The sequence below is a fragment of the Pseudomonas sp. NPDC089547 genome (assembly GCF_050280665.1).
GTDB lineage: Bacteria > Pseudomonadota > Gammaproteobacteria > Pseudomonadales > Pseudomonadaceae > Aquipseudomonas.
In genome coordinates this window covers 42,499-55,860 of record NZ_JBNNVS010000003.1, presented here as the reverse complement: position 1 = coordinate 55,860, position 13,362 = coordinate 42,499, and the positions used below count along the sequence as shown (strand labels likewise).

The following is a 13,362-nucleotide window of genomic DNA, read 5'->3' as shown; positions in this document are numbered from 1 at the left end:
AACAGTTTGCCGGCACCGCCCTTTACTTATGTCAGATGATGTCAGTGTTGGGTAAATAACGATGTTCGGTAAATTATCGGTTGCTATAATCGATGGTGCAGGCCCGACGCTTCCGTGGCAGTACAACCTTCCGCGGTATCAGGCCAATGCGGCCAACAAGGCATGTGCACGCTGCACAACGCATAACAACAGTCATCACACTTTTTCAGGTACTGCATGTGACAAAAGACGAACTGCGCGCAGAACTCGAGCGCCAGGCTGAACGCTTCAAAGATGTTTACGGTGGCGAAGTCACCACCTACGCCGCACAACCGGACCCGGAACGCAAACCTTGGCGCAAACGTGCCAGCATCCGTGACCAGTCCTTCAGCCAGGAACTGGAACGTATGGAGAAGGAACTGCGCGGCGACAATCCCTGACCTCGGGCCACGCCAGCGCGTCGCCGCCCGGCCCTGGGCGCGGTCTATCTTTACCGTCAGGCCGAAGGTGAAATGGAATTACACAAATTTCATACATCCGTTTGAATATCGGAAGAACGGGTATTTGTTGAGCTTTTTGCAGGATTTCGCCAGATTTAGGGCCATTTAACGGACATTTCTCTGCCTCGAAGCCCTGATGCGCACAGCGCGTGCTCACCCGGAAGATTGCCATCGGTCTGTAGCAGGTGCATCGATTGCCAAGGTTTTCTGGCATAATCCCGCCCCCCTATGACCGCCAGACAACCTTCATGATCGATTTATTCAGCGGACTGGATGCCTGGGTGTTGGTGAGCCTGCTGCTCGCCTTGACCTTCGTACTCGCCTTCGAGTTCATCAATGGCTTTCATGACACCGCCAACGCGGTAGCTACCGTCATCTATACCAAAGCCATGCCGCCGCACCTCGCCGTGTTCTTCTCCGGCGTGTTCAACTTCCTTGGCGTTCTGCTGGGCGGTGTCGGGGTGGCCTATGCCATCGTGCACCTGCTGCCGGTAGAGCTGCTGATCAATGTGAACACCGGACACGGCCTGGCCATGGTCTTCTCGCTGCTGGCCGCGGCCATCACCTGGAACCTGGGCACCTGGTACTTCGGCATCCCCGCTTCCAGCTCGCACACGCTGATCGGCTCCATTCTCGGTGTTGGCCTGGCCAACGCCCTGATCAACGACATCCCGCTGGGCGACGGCGTGAACTGGCAGAAGGCGATCGACATCGCCATGTCGCTGGTGGTCTCGCCAATGGCCGGCTTCGCCGTTGCAGCCCTGGTGCTGATTGGCCTGAAATGGTGGCGCCCGCTGTCGAAGATGCACAAAACCCCCGACCAGCGCCGCAAGCTCGACGACAAGAAGCACCCGCCATTCTGGAACCGCATGGTACTGGTGGTTTCGGCCATGGGCGTGAGCTTCGTACACGGCTCCAACGATGGCCAGAAGGGCATCGGCCTGATCATGCTGGTACTGATCGGCATCGTCCCGGCCAAGTTCGTCCTCGACCTGAACAGCACCACCTACCAGATCGAGCGTACCCGCGACGCCACCTTGCACATGAGCCAGTTCTACCAGCGTAACGCCGCCACCCTGGGCGAGTTCCTGGCACTGGGCAAAGCCAAGGCCAGCGACCTGCCGGAGCAGTTCAGCTGCAACCCGCAACAGACCGAGCCGACCATTGCCGCGCTGCAGTCCTCGCTTCAGGGCGTGACCGACTACCACAGCCTGAGTGCAGACAAGCGCGTTGAAGTGCGCCGCTACCTGCTGTGCCTGGATGACACGGCGAAAAAGGTTGGCAAGCTGCCTGGCCTGGAAGCCCGTGAAAAGGCCGACCTGGAAAAACTGCGTAAAGACCTGACCGCCACTACCGAGTACGCGCCGTTCTGGGTCATCGTGGCCGTTGCCCTGGCCTTGGGCCTGGGCACCATGGTTGGCTGGAAGCGCGTGGTACTGACCGTTGGCGAGAAGATCGGCAAGCAGGGCATGACCTATGCCCAGGGCATGTCGGCACAGATCACCGCAGCCTGTGCCATCGGCATGGCCAACGTGTTCGCCCTGCCGGTATCCACCACCCACGTGCTGTCGTCCGGCGTGGCCGGCACCATGGTCGCCAACAAGAGCGGCCTGCAAGGCGGCACCGTGAAGACCATCCTGCTGGCCTGGGTACTCACCCTGCCGGCCTCGATGGGCCTGGCAGCCGGCCTGTTCTGGCTGGCGTCCAAAGCCATTGGCTGAGTGATACCCGCATAGAGAAAGGCGCCTTCGCAGGCGCCTTTTTTTGTGCCTGACGCGCCCCCTTGTAGGAGCGGCCTTGTGTCGCGATGGGCTGCGCAGCAGCCCCGGGATCTTGGTTCCAGCAGATATTGCCGGGGCTGCTGCGCAGCCCATCGCGACACAAGGCCGCTCCTACAGATACAGCGCAAGCCCTCACGCTGACTACCTCTTCTTGCCCCCCAGCAGCGACCCCATCAACCCGCGCACCAGCTGCCGCCCCAACTGGTTGGCCGCCTGGCGCACAGCCGACTTGATCGCCTGCCCCGCTGCACTCTGCAAGAATTCGCCCGCCTTGTCGGCCAGGCTTTCCTCATCTGCCTTGGGTTGCGGCGCAGGCTCCACCGCCTCGCCTTTGCGCTGGGTCAACATTTCATAGGCCGATTCACGGTCCACCGGCTTGTCATAACGCCCCGCCAGTGGCGAAGCGGCAATCAGTGCAGTGCGTTCGGTTGCAGACAACGGCCCGATCCGCGATTGCGGCGGCGCAACCAGCACCCGCTGCACCATGGCCGGCGTGCCCTTCTCCTCCAGCGTGCCCACCAACGCCTCGCCAATCCCCAACTCGGTCAGCACCGCCAGGGTGTCAAACGCCGGGTTGGGGCGAAAACCATCGGCCACCGCGCGCAACGATTTCTGCTCCTTGGCAGTAAACGCCCGCAAGCCATGCTGAATGCGCAAGCCCAACTGGGCCAGCACCGCATCCGGCAAGTCACCCGGTGACTGGGTGACAAAATACACCCCCACGCCCTTGGAGCGGATCAGCCGCACCACCTGCTCCAGGCGGTCCTGCAGCGCCTTGGGCGTACCGTTGAACAGCAAATGCGCTTCATCGAAGAACAGGGCCAATACCGGCTTGTCGGCATCGCCACGTTCGGGCAACTGCTCGAACAACTCAGCCAGCAGCCACAGCAGGAAAGTCGCATAAACCTTGGGTGCCTCATGCACCAGCCTGCTGGCATCGAGCAGGTGGATGCGCCCACGGCCGTCCGTGTCCGGCCGCAGCAAGTCTTCCAGCTGCAAAGCCGGTTCACCAAACAAGGCTTCAGCGCCCTGCTGCTCCAAGGTGGCGAGCCGACGCAACAAGGCCTGGGTAGATGCAGTGGTCATCAGCGCACTGTCTTCACCCAGCAACTGCGGGTTGTCCTTAAGATGCGCAAGCAGCGCCTTGAGGTCCTTCAGGTCCAGCAGCAACAGGCCTTCACGGTCGGCCACCTTGAACGCCGCGTATAGCGCCGCCTGCTGGCTGTCGGTCAGCTCCAGCAAGTTGCCCAGCAGCAGCGGCCCCATTTCACTGAGCGTGGTGCGCAGCGGGTGGCCGGACTGCCCGGCAATATCCCACAAACTCACCGGGTAGGCCCGAGGCGCGTGCCCCAGCCAGGGCATGCCTGCGATGCGCTCAGCCACCTTGCCCTGCGGCGTGCCGGCAGCCCCCAGCCCACACAGGTCGCCTTTGACGTCGGCCGCGAACACCGCCACCCCCGCATCGCTGAACACCTCCGCCAGGTGCTGCAAAGTCACGGTCTTGCCCGTACCCGTCGCGCCCGCCACCAGTCCGTGACGGTTGGCCAACCGCATTGCTTGCCCTACTGGCTGGCCATCCGGGCCTGCACCTACAACGATGGTCGAAGATTCCGACATCTCATTAATCCTCTGCTCAAGCTTTACCTTAATTCGGCCGATACCTTTGGGTGATATTTGCCTTAATCAGAGAGGAACAACCGAAAAGGGACTTTTCGGGATATTGCACATCCTTACCGCTTCACCCGTGCGAACGCCTGATATAAAACCTTAGCGGAACCGATTACGCCATGAACAAAAGCCTTCGTTTCAGCCACAAGATTCTTTTGGCGGCATCATTGATCGTGATGCTCGCCTTCAGCCTTTTCACCCTCTACAACGATTACCTCCAGCGTAATGCGATCCGCGAGGACCTGGAAAACTATCTGGCTGAAATGGGCGCCTCCACTTCGACCAACATCCGCAACCTGTTCGAAGGCCGTATCAAACTGGTGGAAAACCTGGCACAGAACATAGCCCAGGACCCGGCCAACGCCGAAACCCTGATGGGCCAGAATGCGCTGGTTTCCAGCTTCCTCACCGTGTACCTGGGCAAGGTCGATGGCGGGTTCAGCGTGCGCCCCGACGCCAAAATGCCCGACGGCTACGACCCTCGTACCCGCCCCTGGTACAAGGACGGCATGAGCGCCGCCGGCGCAACGCTGACCGAACCCTACATCGACATGACCACCAACAAGATGGTCATCGGCATCCTCAACAAGGTTTCCAGCAGTGTCGGTGTGGTCGGTGGCGACCTTGCCCTCGACGGCCTGGTGCAGATCATCAACTCGTTGAACTTCGGCGGCATGGGCTACGCCTTCCTGGTCAACGACCAAGGCAAGATCCTGGTGCACCCCGACAAGGACCTGGTGATGAAATCGCTGTCGGACCTGTTCCCGCAGCACACCCCGAAACTCACCGGTGAACTGACCGAAGTACAGAGTGAAGGCAAAACCCGCCTGCTTACCTTCACCCCGATCACCGGCTTGCCTTCGGCCAACTGGTACATCGGCCTGTCGGTAGACAAGGACAAGGCCTTCTCGATGCTCAGCACCTTCCGCACCTCGGCGGTAATCGCCACGGTGGTGGCGGTGGTGATCATCATCGGCCTGCTTGGCCTGCTGATCCGTGTGCTGATGCAGCCCCTGCACACCATGACCCGCGCCATGGAGGACATCGCCCAGGGTGAAGGCGACCTGACCAAACGCCTGCGCATTCACAACCACGATGAGTTCGGCATTCTGGGCAGCGCCTTCAACCGTTTTGTCGAGCGTATCCACAGTTCGATCCGCGAAGTGTCCTCGGCCACCGAACAGGTCAACGAAGTGGCCCTGCGTGTCATCAGCGCCTCTAACTCGTCGATGACCAACTCCGACGAACAGAGCAACCGCACCAACAGCGTGGCCGCCGCCATCAACGAACTGGGCGCAGCCGCTCAGGAAATCGCCGGGAACGCCGCCCAGGCTTCGCAGCACGCCAGTTCGGCGCGTCTGCTGGCCGAAGAGGGCCAGCAAGTGGTCGAGCGCAACATTGCCGCGATGAACCGCCTGTCCGACCTGATCGTCAGCTCCAGCGCGCACATCGAGACCCTGAACAACAAAACCGTCAACATTGGCCAGATCCTTGAAGTGATCACCAGCATTTCCCAGCAGACCAACCTGCTGGCGCTGAACGCTGCCATCGAAGCGGCCCGTGCGGGTGAAGCCGGGCGTGGTTTTGCCGTGGTGGCCGATGAAGTGCGCAACCTGGCGCACCGCACCCAGGAATCTGCGCAGCAGGTGCAGACCATGATCGAAGAGCTGCAGGTAGGCGCCCGCGAGTCGGTCGAGACCATGGACCAAAGCCAGCGCCACAGCCAGGACAGCATGCAGATCGCCAACCAGGCCGGTGAGCGGCTGGACAGCGTTACCGTGCGCATCGGCGAGATCGACGGCATGAACCAGTCGGTAGCCACCGCCACCGAGGAACAGACCGCCGTGGTCGAGGCGATCAACATGGACATCAACGAGATCAACATGCTCAACCAGGAAGGCGTGGAGAACCTGCAGGCCACCTTGCGCGCCTGCTCGGACCTGGAGCAGCAGGCCGGCCGCCTGAAACACCTGGTGGGCAGCTTCCGCATTTAAGCACGTACCGCGTCGCCTGCTTCGCGGGCCTGCCCGCTCCCACAGGGCCTGCACAAACCTGAAGGTTTGTGTTTTACCTGTGGGGGGTTTACCCGCGAAGAAGCCGGTGCAGTTCCCCCGCCCTACACCGCCCAAGCCCGATCGAACAAACTATCCTTCTGAAAGGTCAACCTTTAGGCGCGTCATCGCCGGCCCGTTACCGCCGCATGACAGACCCGAAGACGATCCCGGAGGGATGCTGATCGTGCACATTGCCGACATCACCATGTTCTACGCCCCGGCCAGCGGCGGCGTACGAACCTATCTTGATGCCAAACACCGCCGCCTCGACGCCATTGATGATGTACGCCACAGCCTGCTGATACCCGGCGCGAGCGCCCAGCATGCCGATGGCATCTTTCAAGTACCCGCCCCACCCCTGCCGTTCGGCAAGGGCTACCGCTTTCCGGTACGCCTGGCCCCCTGGTGCAAAACGCTACGCACGCTCAAGCCCGACCTGATCGAAGTTGGCGACCCCTACCTGACTGCCTGGGCAGCGCTGGAGGCGCGGCGTCAGCTCGATGTGCCGGTAATCGGCTTCTACCACTCCGACCTGCCCTTGCTGGTCAGCAACCGCATGGGCAACTGGTTCACGCCCAATGTCGAAGCATATGTCAGCAAGCTGTACGGCAATTTCGACCGGGTACTGGCACCCAGTCAGGTCATGGCCGACAAACTGCGTCGCCTGGGCGTACATGATGTGCATGTACAGCGCCTGGGTGTGGACCTGGCCACCTTCAACCCCGAAAAGCGCGACCCGCAGCTACGTGCGCAACTGGGTATTGCCGACACCAGCCGCCTGCTGATCTATGCCGGCCGTGGCTCGCGGGAAAAGAACCTGCCCGTGCTGCTCGACTGCATGCAGCAGCTGGGTAGCCCGTACCACCTGCTGCTGGTGGGCTCCAACATGCCGGCCAATGTGCCGCAGAATGTCAGCGTGATCGACCACTTCCACCCCGCGCCGGAGGTCGCACGGCTGATGGCCAGTGCCGACCTGCTCGTGCATGCTGGGGACCAGGAAACCTTCGGCCTGGTCATACTTGAAGCGATGGCCAGTGCCACCCCCGTGGTAGCCGTGCGCGCTGGCGCCTTTGGCGAAATCGTGAATGAGCAGTGCGGGCGCTTGTGCCGCCCCAACGATGGCCAGGCCATGGCGGCGGCCGTGCGTGAGGCATTCGAGGCCGGTGTCCGCAAACTCGGGGCACAGGCCCGACATCACGTGGAGCAGCATTACTCATGGGACAACGTGGTGTGCGGCCTTCTGCAGCACTACCAGGCCGTACTCGGCCACCCGTCGCAGGTACGCGCCCATGGCTGAGGCGCAGCCAGCATCGCGCAGCCTGATGCTGGTGCTGCACGATGTGGCGCCCGAGACCTGGCCCGACTATCAACCCTTCGTCGAGGCCATCGACACACTCGGCGGCATCCCCATGACATGGCTGGTGGTGCCGGACTTTCACCAGCGCAACCTGCTGCTGCGCTCCCCCACCTTCTGCCGCCTGCTTGAACGGCGCCTGGCCAAGGGCGACGAACTGGCCCTGCACGGCTATTACCACGCCGACAACGGCCCGCCGCCACGCACGCCCGGCGAATACTTCATGCGCCGCATCTACACCCACGAAGGCGAGTTCCATGGCCTTGACCAGCAGCAGGCGTTGCAACGGCTGGAGCAGGGCCTGGGCCTGTTTCACCAGCAGGGCTGGCCTGTAGCCGGCTTTGTCGCACCGGCCTGGTTGATGAGCGAAGGTACCCGCCAGGCCCTGCGCCGCCTGCCACTGCGGTACACCAGCACACCGCAGCACCTGTACCGTTTGCCGGACTTCACCGCGATCGAGGCCCCAGGGCTGGTGTGGAGTGCCCGCAGCGCCTGGCGCCGGGGGCTTTCCAGGGTGCTGTGCGACTGGCAATGCCGGCGTTGGCGCGACGCCGACACCCTGCGCCTGGGCCTGCACCCGGTAGACATGCGTCACCGCACCTCTCGTGACTACTGGCTGAACACCTTGCGCGGTTTGCTGGCTCAAGGCCGCGAACCACTGACCAAGTCGGCCTGGCTGGACCGCCAGGCCAACCCATGAACCGCTTGACCTGGCTGGGCCTGGCACTGCTCGGCGCTGTGCTGGTGCCAACCCTGCTCGGTGGCAGTGAGTTGCTGCCAAGGTTGCAGCGCTTCGACCCCGCGCTGATGCTCATGCTGCTGGGCATGATCCTGCTGTGCTGGGTCATCAACGCCATCCGCCTGCGCCTGCTCCTGGGCCAGCAAGGCACACGGCTTGGGCACCTGCGCAGCCTCGGCGTGGTAATGGCCACCGAATTCGCCATCTGCACCACCCCTGGCGGCAGCGGCGGGCCTTTGACCCTCATGGCCTTGCTCGCGCGCCACCGCATCGGCCCGGCACGCAGCGGCGCCGTTTTCGCCATGGACCAACTGAACGACCTGGTGTTCTTCTTCTGCGCCATGCTGGCCATAGCCGGCTATGCGCTATTCCACAGCCTGGGCCGCAGCCAGGAAAGCATGCTGATGGGCAGCGCGTTGCTGCTCTGCACTGCTCTGGCCGGGGTAATCGGGCTGCTGCGCTACCGGCGCACGGTGATGCGCGTTAATGGCAAGTTGCTTCAGCGCCTGGGCATGAGCCAACAGCGCAAACGCCGCTGGGCACGCAAAGTGCTGCACTTCATCGACGCACTGGCGCAAACCTGGCGCCTGCCCAAGCGAACGCTCAGCCTGGTGTTTACCCTGACCTGCGCTCACTGGTGCTTGCGCTATAGCGTGTTGTACCTGGTATTGAGGGGGTTGGGGGTGGACTTGGCGTGGATCCCCAGCTTCCTTGTGCAGATGCTGTCGCTCAGCGCCGGACAATTCAGCCTGTTGCCCGGAGGGGCCGGAGCTGCCGAGCTGACCTCGGCCAGCCTGTTGACGCCCTTGGTGGGCAGTTCGACCGCAGCGGCGGCCATCCTGATCTGGCGGGCGGTTACTTACTACTTTTATCTGCTGGCGGGTGGGCCGGTGTTTGTGTGCCTGTTGGCCCGTCCGTTGCTGGAGCGCTGGCGGGGTCAGGCGGGTTGAGCTGTTGCCAGAGTTCGGCAGCGCCGGGGAAGTCGGTGCCGTCGCTTTCATCCAGGGCTTCAGGGTCGTAGCGGGCCAGGCAGCCTTCGCCGAGGGTGGGAGGGGGTGAGGCGGTGGGTTGGTTGCGCTGTTTGGCCATCAGTTTTCCATTCAAGATTGCCGGGGGCGCGTTGCGCCCCATCGCGACACAAGGCCGCTCCTACACAAAGCACGGCGTACACTTTGTAGGAGCGGCCTTGTGTCGCGATGGGCTGCAAAGCAGCCCCAAAATCTCACAGGCAACCCAACTGTGTCAGTCGAACACCACAGTCTTGTTGCCATGCACCAGCACGCGGTCTTCCAGGTGGTAACGCAGGCCACGGGCCAGCACCATCTTCTCCACATCACGGCCAAAGCGGACCATGTCTTCGATGCTGTCGGCATGGCTGACACGCACCACGTCCTGCTCGATGATCGGGCCAGCGTCCAGCTCTTCGGTGACGTAGTGGCAGGTCGCGCCGATCAGCTTCACGCCGCGCAGGGAGGCCTGGTGATACGGTTTGGCGCCAACAAACGACGGCAGGAAGCTGTGGTGGATGTTGATTACCTTCTCGGCATAGTCCTGGCACAGCTGCGGCGGCAGGATCTGCATGTAGCGCGCCAGCACCACCACATCGGCGGCATGCTCATTGACCAGGCGCGACACTTCGGCAAAGGCCGGGGCCTTGTCCTTGGGGTCAACCGGCACATGGAAGAACGGAATACCGTGCCACTCGACCATGCTGCGCAGGTCGTTGTGGTTGGAAATAACGCAAGGGATATCGCAGTCCAGTTCGTCGGTGTGCCAGCGGTGCAGCAGGTCGGCCAGGCAATGCGACTCGCGGCTGGCCATCAGCACCACGCGTTTTTTCTGCGCCGAGTCGGTAACGCGCCAGGTCATGGAGAACTCTTCGGCGATGGGCGCAAACGCCTCGCGGAAGGCTTCAATACCGAATGGCAGCGATTCGGCACGGATTTCATGGCGCATGAAGAACCACCCGCTCTGCTCATCAGAGTGGTGGCTGGCTTCGTTGATCCAGCCATTGTACAAGGCCAGGAAATTACTGACTTTCGCCACGATACCTACACGGTCGGGGCAGGCGATCACCAGACGATAGGTGCGCATGAATGAGACTCCAGAACTTCGCAAAGGCGCCTATTCTAGCGGCCCGCCAGAAAAAACGCAGTATTGATTGCAGCTGCGATAGCCTGTGTGGATCAGCAATCGCTGCGCGAGTAGTGTCTGACCGTCATGACGAAACGCAGGGTCTTTATGTAAATTTTTGTTCACGTAGAGAAATATTGTCACAGCTTAATTAACAGTTAATTGCCCAGTACCATGTTTACTTGTGAGTATCGCCTGTCTATTATTGGCCCACACATTTCTGAACACGCATTAAGGAACACTCCATGTCCCTGATCAACGAGTACCGCGCCACCGAAGAAGCCATCAAGGAACTTCAGGCCCGCCTGGCCAACCTGTCGCAGGATGACAAGCTGAAAAAAGAACTGGAGTTCGAAGGCAAACTGCGCACGCTGATGGGTGAATACTCCAAGTCGCTGCGCGACGTGATTGCCCTGCTCGACCCAGAGTCGAAACTGAGCAAGGCACCTCGCGGCGCGGTCAAGGCCACTGCCACCAAGCGTGCCCGCAAGGTCAAGCAATACAAGAACCCGCACAACGGTGAAGTCATCGAAACCAAAGGCGGCAACCACAAAACCCTGAAAGAGTGGAAAGCCACTTGGGGCGGCGACGTGGTTGAAAGCTGGGCGACCCTGCTGGACTGATTGTCCGCGTAATCGCGCTTTGCTTATCGCAAACAAAAACGCCGGCACATTGCCGGCGTTTTTGTTTGTCTGTTGATCAGCCAACTGCAAATTGTGCCTGCAATTGCCGGGCATGCATTTGCCAAGCCTCCAGCACGCGTCGGCCGGCTTCGTCAGCGCGCTCCCAGGCTTGCTGGCGCGCTTGCTCGAAGTCACCCAGCGTATTCGGTGCGCCCCACTGCGGGTCGCTCAGGCGCTGCTGGCAGAAGCCATGCCAGCGCTGGCGCTCTTCGCTGTTCAAGGTCTCAGGGAAGTTGCGCGCCCGGTAGCGGAACAGCAGTTCGGGCAAGCGCGGGTCATCGAACATCCAGTGCCCACGGCCCAACTGCGCGGGTTCCAGCGCACGCACTTGCTCACATAAGCGGCGGTCTCGGTCCCCTATAAAACCGTCATACAACTGTTGCTCCGGATCTTCACTCGGGGTGAAGTCTTCCTTGCCGTAGATGTGCTCCAGCTTGTCTTGCCACTGCGCCTGTTGGCTGGCCAACTGTTCGCCACGCAATTGTAACAACGTCAAGTCCAGGCCTAACCGTTGTTGATCGACAGGGCGCAATACCGACAACGGTGCCAGCACCGGGCAACGATTGATTTGTACCAGTTTCAGCGGCACCGGTAATTCACCCTCGGCCAACTCTTCATGGCGGGTGTACAAACGCTGGCGCAAAACTTCAGCACTTTCCCTCAGTAACGGTAGGGTTTCCTGATGCAGGTCGCACACAATCAGTGCATTGCGATTACGTGGGTGCCATGCCAGTGGCAATACCACACCCAGGTAATTGCGCGCTGCCGAAAAACGCCCGGATATATGCACCAGTGGCTGCAACAAGCGGACCTGCTCCAGCACTTTATGTTTGCTGCGTAACTGGAACAGCCAGTCATACAGTTTGGGCTGTTTCTGCCGTATCAGGCGGGCCAGGGCAATGGTTGCCCGCACGTCGGAAAGCGCTTCATGGGCGTGCCCATGGTCAATGCCATTGGCTTTGCTCAGCAACTCCAGGCGCAAGCTGGTGCGCCCATCTTGTTGCGGCCATTGAATACCGTCCGGGCGCAAGGCGTAGGCAGTGCGCACGATGTCGATCAGGTCCCAGCGGCTGTTGCCGCCCTGCCACTCTCGGGCATAGGGGTCGAAAAAGTTGCGGTACAAACTGTAGCGGGTCACTTCATCGTCGAAACGCAGGGTGTTGTAGCCAGCGCCACAGGTGCCCGGTTGCGCCAGCTGCGCATGGACCCTGGTCATGAACTCGGCTTCGCACAGCCCCTGCTCAGCCAGCAACTGCGGCGTGATGCCGGTCACCAGGCAGGCGGCCGGGTGCGGCAAAATATCGTCGGAGGGCCGGCAATAAAGGCTGATCGGTTCGTCGATCTCGTTGAGGTCGAAGTCGGTGCGCACACCGGCCACCTGCAATGGCCGGTCGCAGCGCGGGTTGATGCCGGTGGTTTCGTAGTCGTGCCAGAAAATGCTGGAGGTCACGGGATCGTCCTGTATCAAGGTCGACCCGATTCTAACGCAGCCTCAGACAGAAGCGTTGGCGGGGTGGAAGCTGAAATAGTCGCGCAATGAGCGCACGAACTCGTCGTACTCGCGAGGCGCCTGCAGCAGCATGAAGCCCGAATCGTAGTGCCCTGGCGTCTGGTCTTCGCGGCACCACAGGCAACTGGCAGTCAGGTTGACGAACTGATGCCCCCCGCCGACCAACGGCATGCGCAGTTGCAGTTCGTAATCAGGCCCGACCATGACGGGCAGCTGGCTGATGACCATCAAGCCATCTTCGGAGGCATTGCCTAGCTGGCCGATTTCCTGGTTGGTAAACCGGTTGAACACCTTGAGGACACAAGGCAGCTGATGACGTTCGATGTGGCGCTTGTTGAACATGATCGCGAGTGTATTCCGTACCTGATGCCAGGAATACAAGGTACTGGCGGTTGTTGTAACAGCTGAGTTACAGATTAGCGCAGCGTGCGCAGCAAATCTCGTGAAATAAACCACACCTTGGTGTTAGCGCCAAGGTGCAGTCGTCACCGGGTTGGCCACAGCCGTTTCGCCGCCGCGGTAATGCCCGAGTTTTTCCAGGGTTTGCAGGCGCGCCCGCGCCCGGTAGGCGTATTCGTTGCCCGGGTACTTCTGGATCAGGTACTGATAGGTCTGCGCGGCATCCACGTAAAGCGCCTGGCGCTCCAGGCACTGGCCACGCAGCAGCGACACTTCGGGGTGGATGAACGGCCGCGAGCGGCTGGTACGGTCGACCTGCGACAGCTCCAGCATCACCCGTGCGCAATCGCCACGGTCGTAGGCGCGGTAGGCATTGTTCAGGTGGTGGTCCATGGACCAGCGGGTGCAGCCGACGGCGCTGGCCGCCAGGGCTAAAACGATCAGGGCTCGCATGGGGATCTCCTTTAATGCCTGTGTATCGGCCAACGCCAACAAATCTTCACAGGGTTTTGCAAGGATACCCTGCCCGTTCAAATGCCACCCTGCCTTGGTCGCAGGTAGT

At 61.3% G+C, this 13,362-nt stretch carries 12 protein-coding genes and 1 pseudogene; 8 read left to right on the top strand and 5 right to left on the bottom strand.

The window, feature by feature from the left end:
* Positions 1–218 precede the first annotated feature (218 nt).
* Together ACQKPZ_RS03020 and ACQKPZ_RS03015 are read left to right on the top strand one after the other, a co-directional pair.
* Positions 219–419, top strand: a complete 201-nt coding sequence (locus tag ACQKPZ_RS03020; protein WP_391132196.1) for a hypothetical protein — start codon at positions 219–221, stop codon at positions 417–419.
* A gap of 308 nt (positions 420–727) precedes the next feature.
* Positions 728–2,200 (top strand): inorganic phosphate transporter, encoded by a 1,473-nt coding sequence (locus ACQKPZ_RS03015; protein ID WP_391132198.1) that lies wholly within the window; start codon positions 728–730, stop codon positions 2,198–2,200.
* A 201-nt stretch (positions 2,201–2,401) separates the two neighbouring features.
* Here ACQKPZ_RS03015 and ACQKPZ_RS03010 read toward each other — a convergent pair whose 3' ends face one another.
* Positions 2,402–3,877: a helicase HerA-like domain-containing protein gene (locus ACQKPZ_RS03010; protein ID WP_427535473.1), complete on the bottom strand. Its 1,476-nt coding sequence runs from the start codon at positions 3,875–3,877 to the stop codon at positions 2,402–2,404.
* 170 nt (positions 3,878–4,047) lie between these two features.
* Here ACQKPZ_RS03010 and ACQKPZ_RS03005 point away from each other — a divergent pair.
* From ACQKPZ_RS03005 to ACQKPZ_RS02985, 5 genes and pseudogenes are all read left to right on the top strand, one after another.
* Positions 4,048–5,064, top strand: a pseudogene (locus ACQKPZ_RS03005) (cache domain-containing protein); the annotation flags it as partial.
* A gap of 93 nt (positions 5,065–5,157) precedes the next feature.
* Entirely contained in the window at positions 5,158–5,922 is a 765-nt protein-coding gene (locus ACQKPZ_RS03000; protein ID WP_403194814.1) for a methyl-accepting chemotaxis protein, read from the top strand.
* Positions 5,923–6,157: 235 nt separating this feature from the next.
* Positions 6,158–7,279: a glycosyltransferase family 4 protein gene (locus ACQKPZ_RS02995; RefSeq protein WP_427535472.1), complete on the top strand. Its 1,122-nt coding sequence runs from the start codon at positions 6,158–6,160 to the stop codon at positions 7,277–7,279.
* Positions 7,272–8,036, top strand: coding sequence for a DUF2334 domain-containing protein (locus ACQKPZ_RS02990; RefSeq protein ID WP_427535471.1), 765 nt, complete (start codon positions 7,272–7,274; stop codon positions 8,034–8,036). Before ACQKPZ_RS02995 ends, ACQKPZ_RS02990 begins: the two co-directional genes overlap by 8 nt.
* Entirely contained in the window at positions 8,033–9,025 is a 993-nt protein-coding gene (locus ACQKPZ_RS02985) for a lysylphosphatidylglycerol synthase transmembrane domain-containing protein (protein WP_427535470.1), read from the top strand. Before ACQKPZ_RS02990 ends, ACQKPZ_RS02985 begins: the two co-directional genes overlap by 4 nt.
* Positions 9,026–9,317: 292 nt before the next feature.
* On the opposite strand, the gene purU is transcribed toward ACQKPZ_RS02985, so the two are convergent.
* Complete coding sequence (purU, locus tag ACQKPZ_RS02980) at positions 9,318–10,169, bottom strand: formyltetrahydrofolate deformylase (protein ID WP_403194568.1); 852 nt, start codon at positions 10,167–10,169, stop codon at positions 9,318–9,320.
* A gap of 284 nt (positions 10,170–10,453) precedes the next feature.
* Here purU and mvaT point away from each other — a divergent pair, with 284 nt between their 5' ends.
* Positions 10,454–10,831 (top strand): histone-like nucleoid-structuring protein MvaT, encoded by a 378-nt coding sequence (mvaT, locus tag ACQKPZ_RS02975; RefSeq protein ID WP_391132210.1) that lies wholly within the window; start codon positions 10,454–10,456, stop codon positions 10,829–10,831.
* A gap of 76 nt (positions 10,832–10,907) precedes the next feature.
* On the opposite strand, the gene sbcB is transcribed toward mvaT, so the two are convergent.
* The 3 genes from sbcB to ACQKPZ_RS02960 all read right to left on the bottom strand — a co-directional run bounded on the left by sbcB (position 10,908) and on the right by ACQKPZ_RS02960 (position 13,253).
* Positions 10,908–12,341 carry an exodeoxyribonuclease I gene (sbcB, locus tag ACQKPZ_RS02970; RefSeq protein ID WP_427535468.1) on the bottom strand — a complete coding sequence of 478 codons (1,434 nt, stop codon included), beginning with the start codon at positions 12,339–12,341 and terminating at the stop codon, positions 10,908–10,910.
* A 42-nt stretch (positions 12,342–12,383) separates the two neighbouring features.
* Positions 12,384–12,743: a PilZ domain-containing protein gene (locus ACQKPZ_RS02965; RefSeq protein WP_391132214.1), complete on the bottom strand. Its 360-nt coding sequence runs from the start codon at positions 12,741–12,743 to the stop codon at positions 12,384–12,386.
* Positions 12,744–12,866: 123 nt separating this feature from the next.
* Positions 12,867–13,253 carry a tetratricopeptide repeat protein gene (locus tag ACQKPZ_RS02960; RefSeq protein ID WP_427535467.1) on the bottom strand — a complete coding sequence of 129 codons (387 nt, stop codon included), beginning with the start codon at positions 13,251–13,253 and terminating at the stop codon, positions 12,867–12,869.
* Positions 13,254–13,362 lie beyond the last annotated feature (109 nt).

Coding starts and splice junctions, on each gene's coding strand:
- ACQKPZ_RS03000 (WP_403194814.1), top strand. CDS start 5,158: ATGACCAACTCCGACGAACAGAGCAACCGCACCAACAGCGTGGCCGCC.
- mvaT (WP_391132210.1), top strand. CDS start 10,454: ATGTCCCTGATCAACGAGTACCGCGCCACCGAAGAAGCCATCAAGGAA.
- purU (WP_403194568.1), bottom strand. CDS start 10,169: ATGCGCACCTATCGTCTGGTGATCGCCTGCCCCGACCGTGTAGGTATC.
- ACQKPZ_RS03015 (WP_391132198.1), top strand. CDS start 728: ATGATCGATTTATTCAGCGGACTGGATGCCTGGGTGTTGGTGAGCCTG.
- ACQKPZ_RS02990 (WP_427535471.1), top strand. CDS start 7,272: ATGGCTGAGGCGCAGCCAGCATCGCGCAGCCTGATGCTGGTGCTGCAC.
- ACQKPZ_RS02965 (WP_391132214.1), bottom strand. CDS start 12,743: ATGTTCAACAAGCGCCACATCGAACGTCATCAGCTGCCTTGTGTCCTC.
- ACQKPZ_RS03010 (WP_427535473.1), bottom strand. CDS start 3,877: ATGTCGGAATCTTCGACCATCGTTGTAGGTGCAGGCCCGGATGGCCAG.
- ACQKPZ_RS02985 (WP_427535470.1), top strand. CDS start 8,033: ATGAACCGCTTGACCTGGCTGGGCCTGGCACTGCTCGGCGCTGTGCTG.
- ACQKPZ_RS02995 (WP_427535472.1), top strand. CDS start 6,158: ATGCTGATCGTGCACATTGCCGACATCACCATGTTCTACGCCCCGGCC.
- ACQKPZ_RS02960 (WP_427535467.1), bottom strand. CDS start 13,253: ATGCGAGCCCTGATCGTTTTAGCCCTGGCGGCCAGCGCCGTCGGCTGC.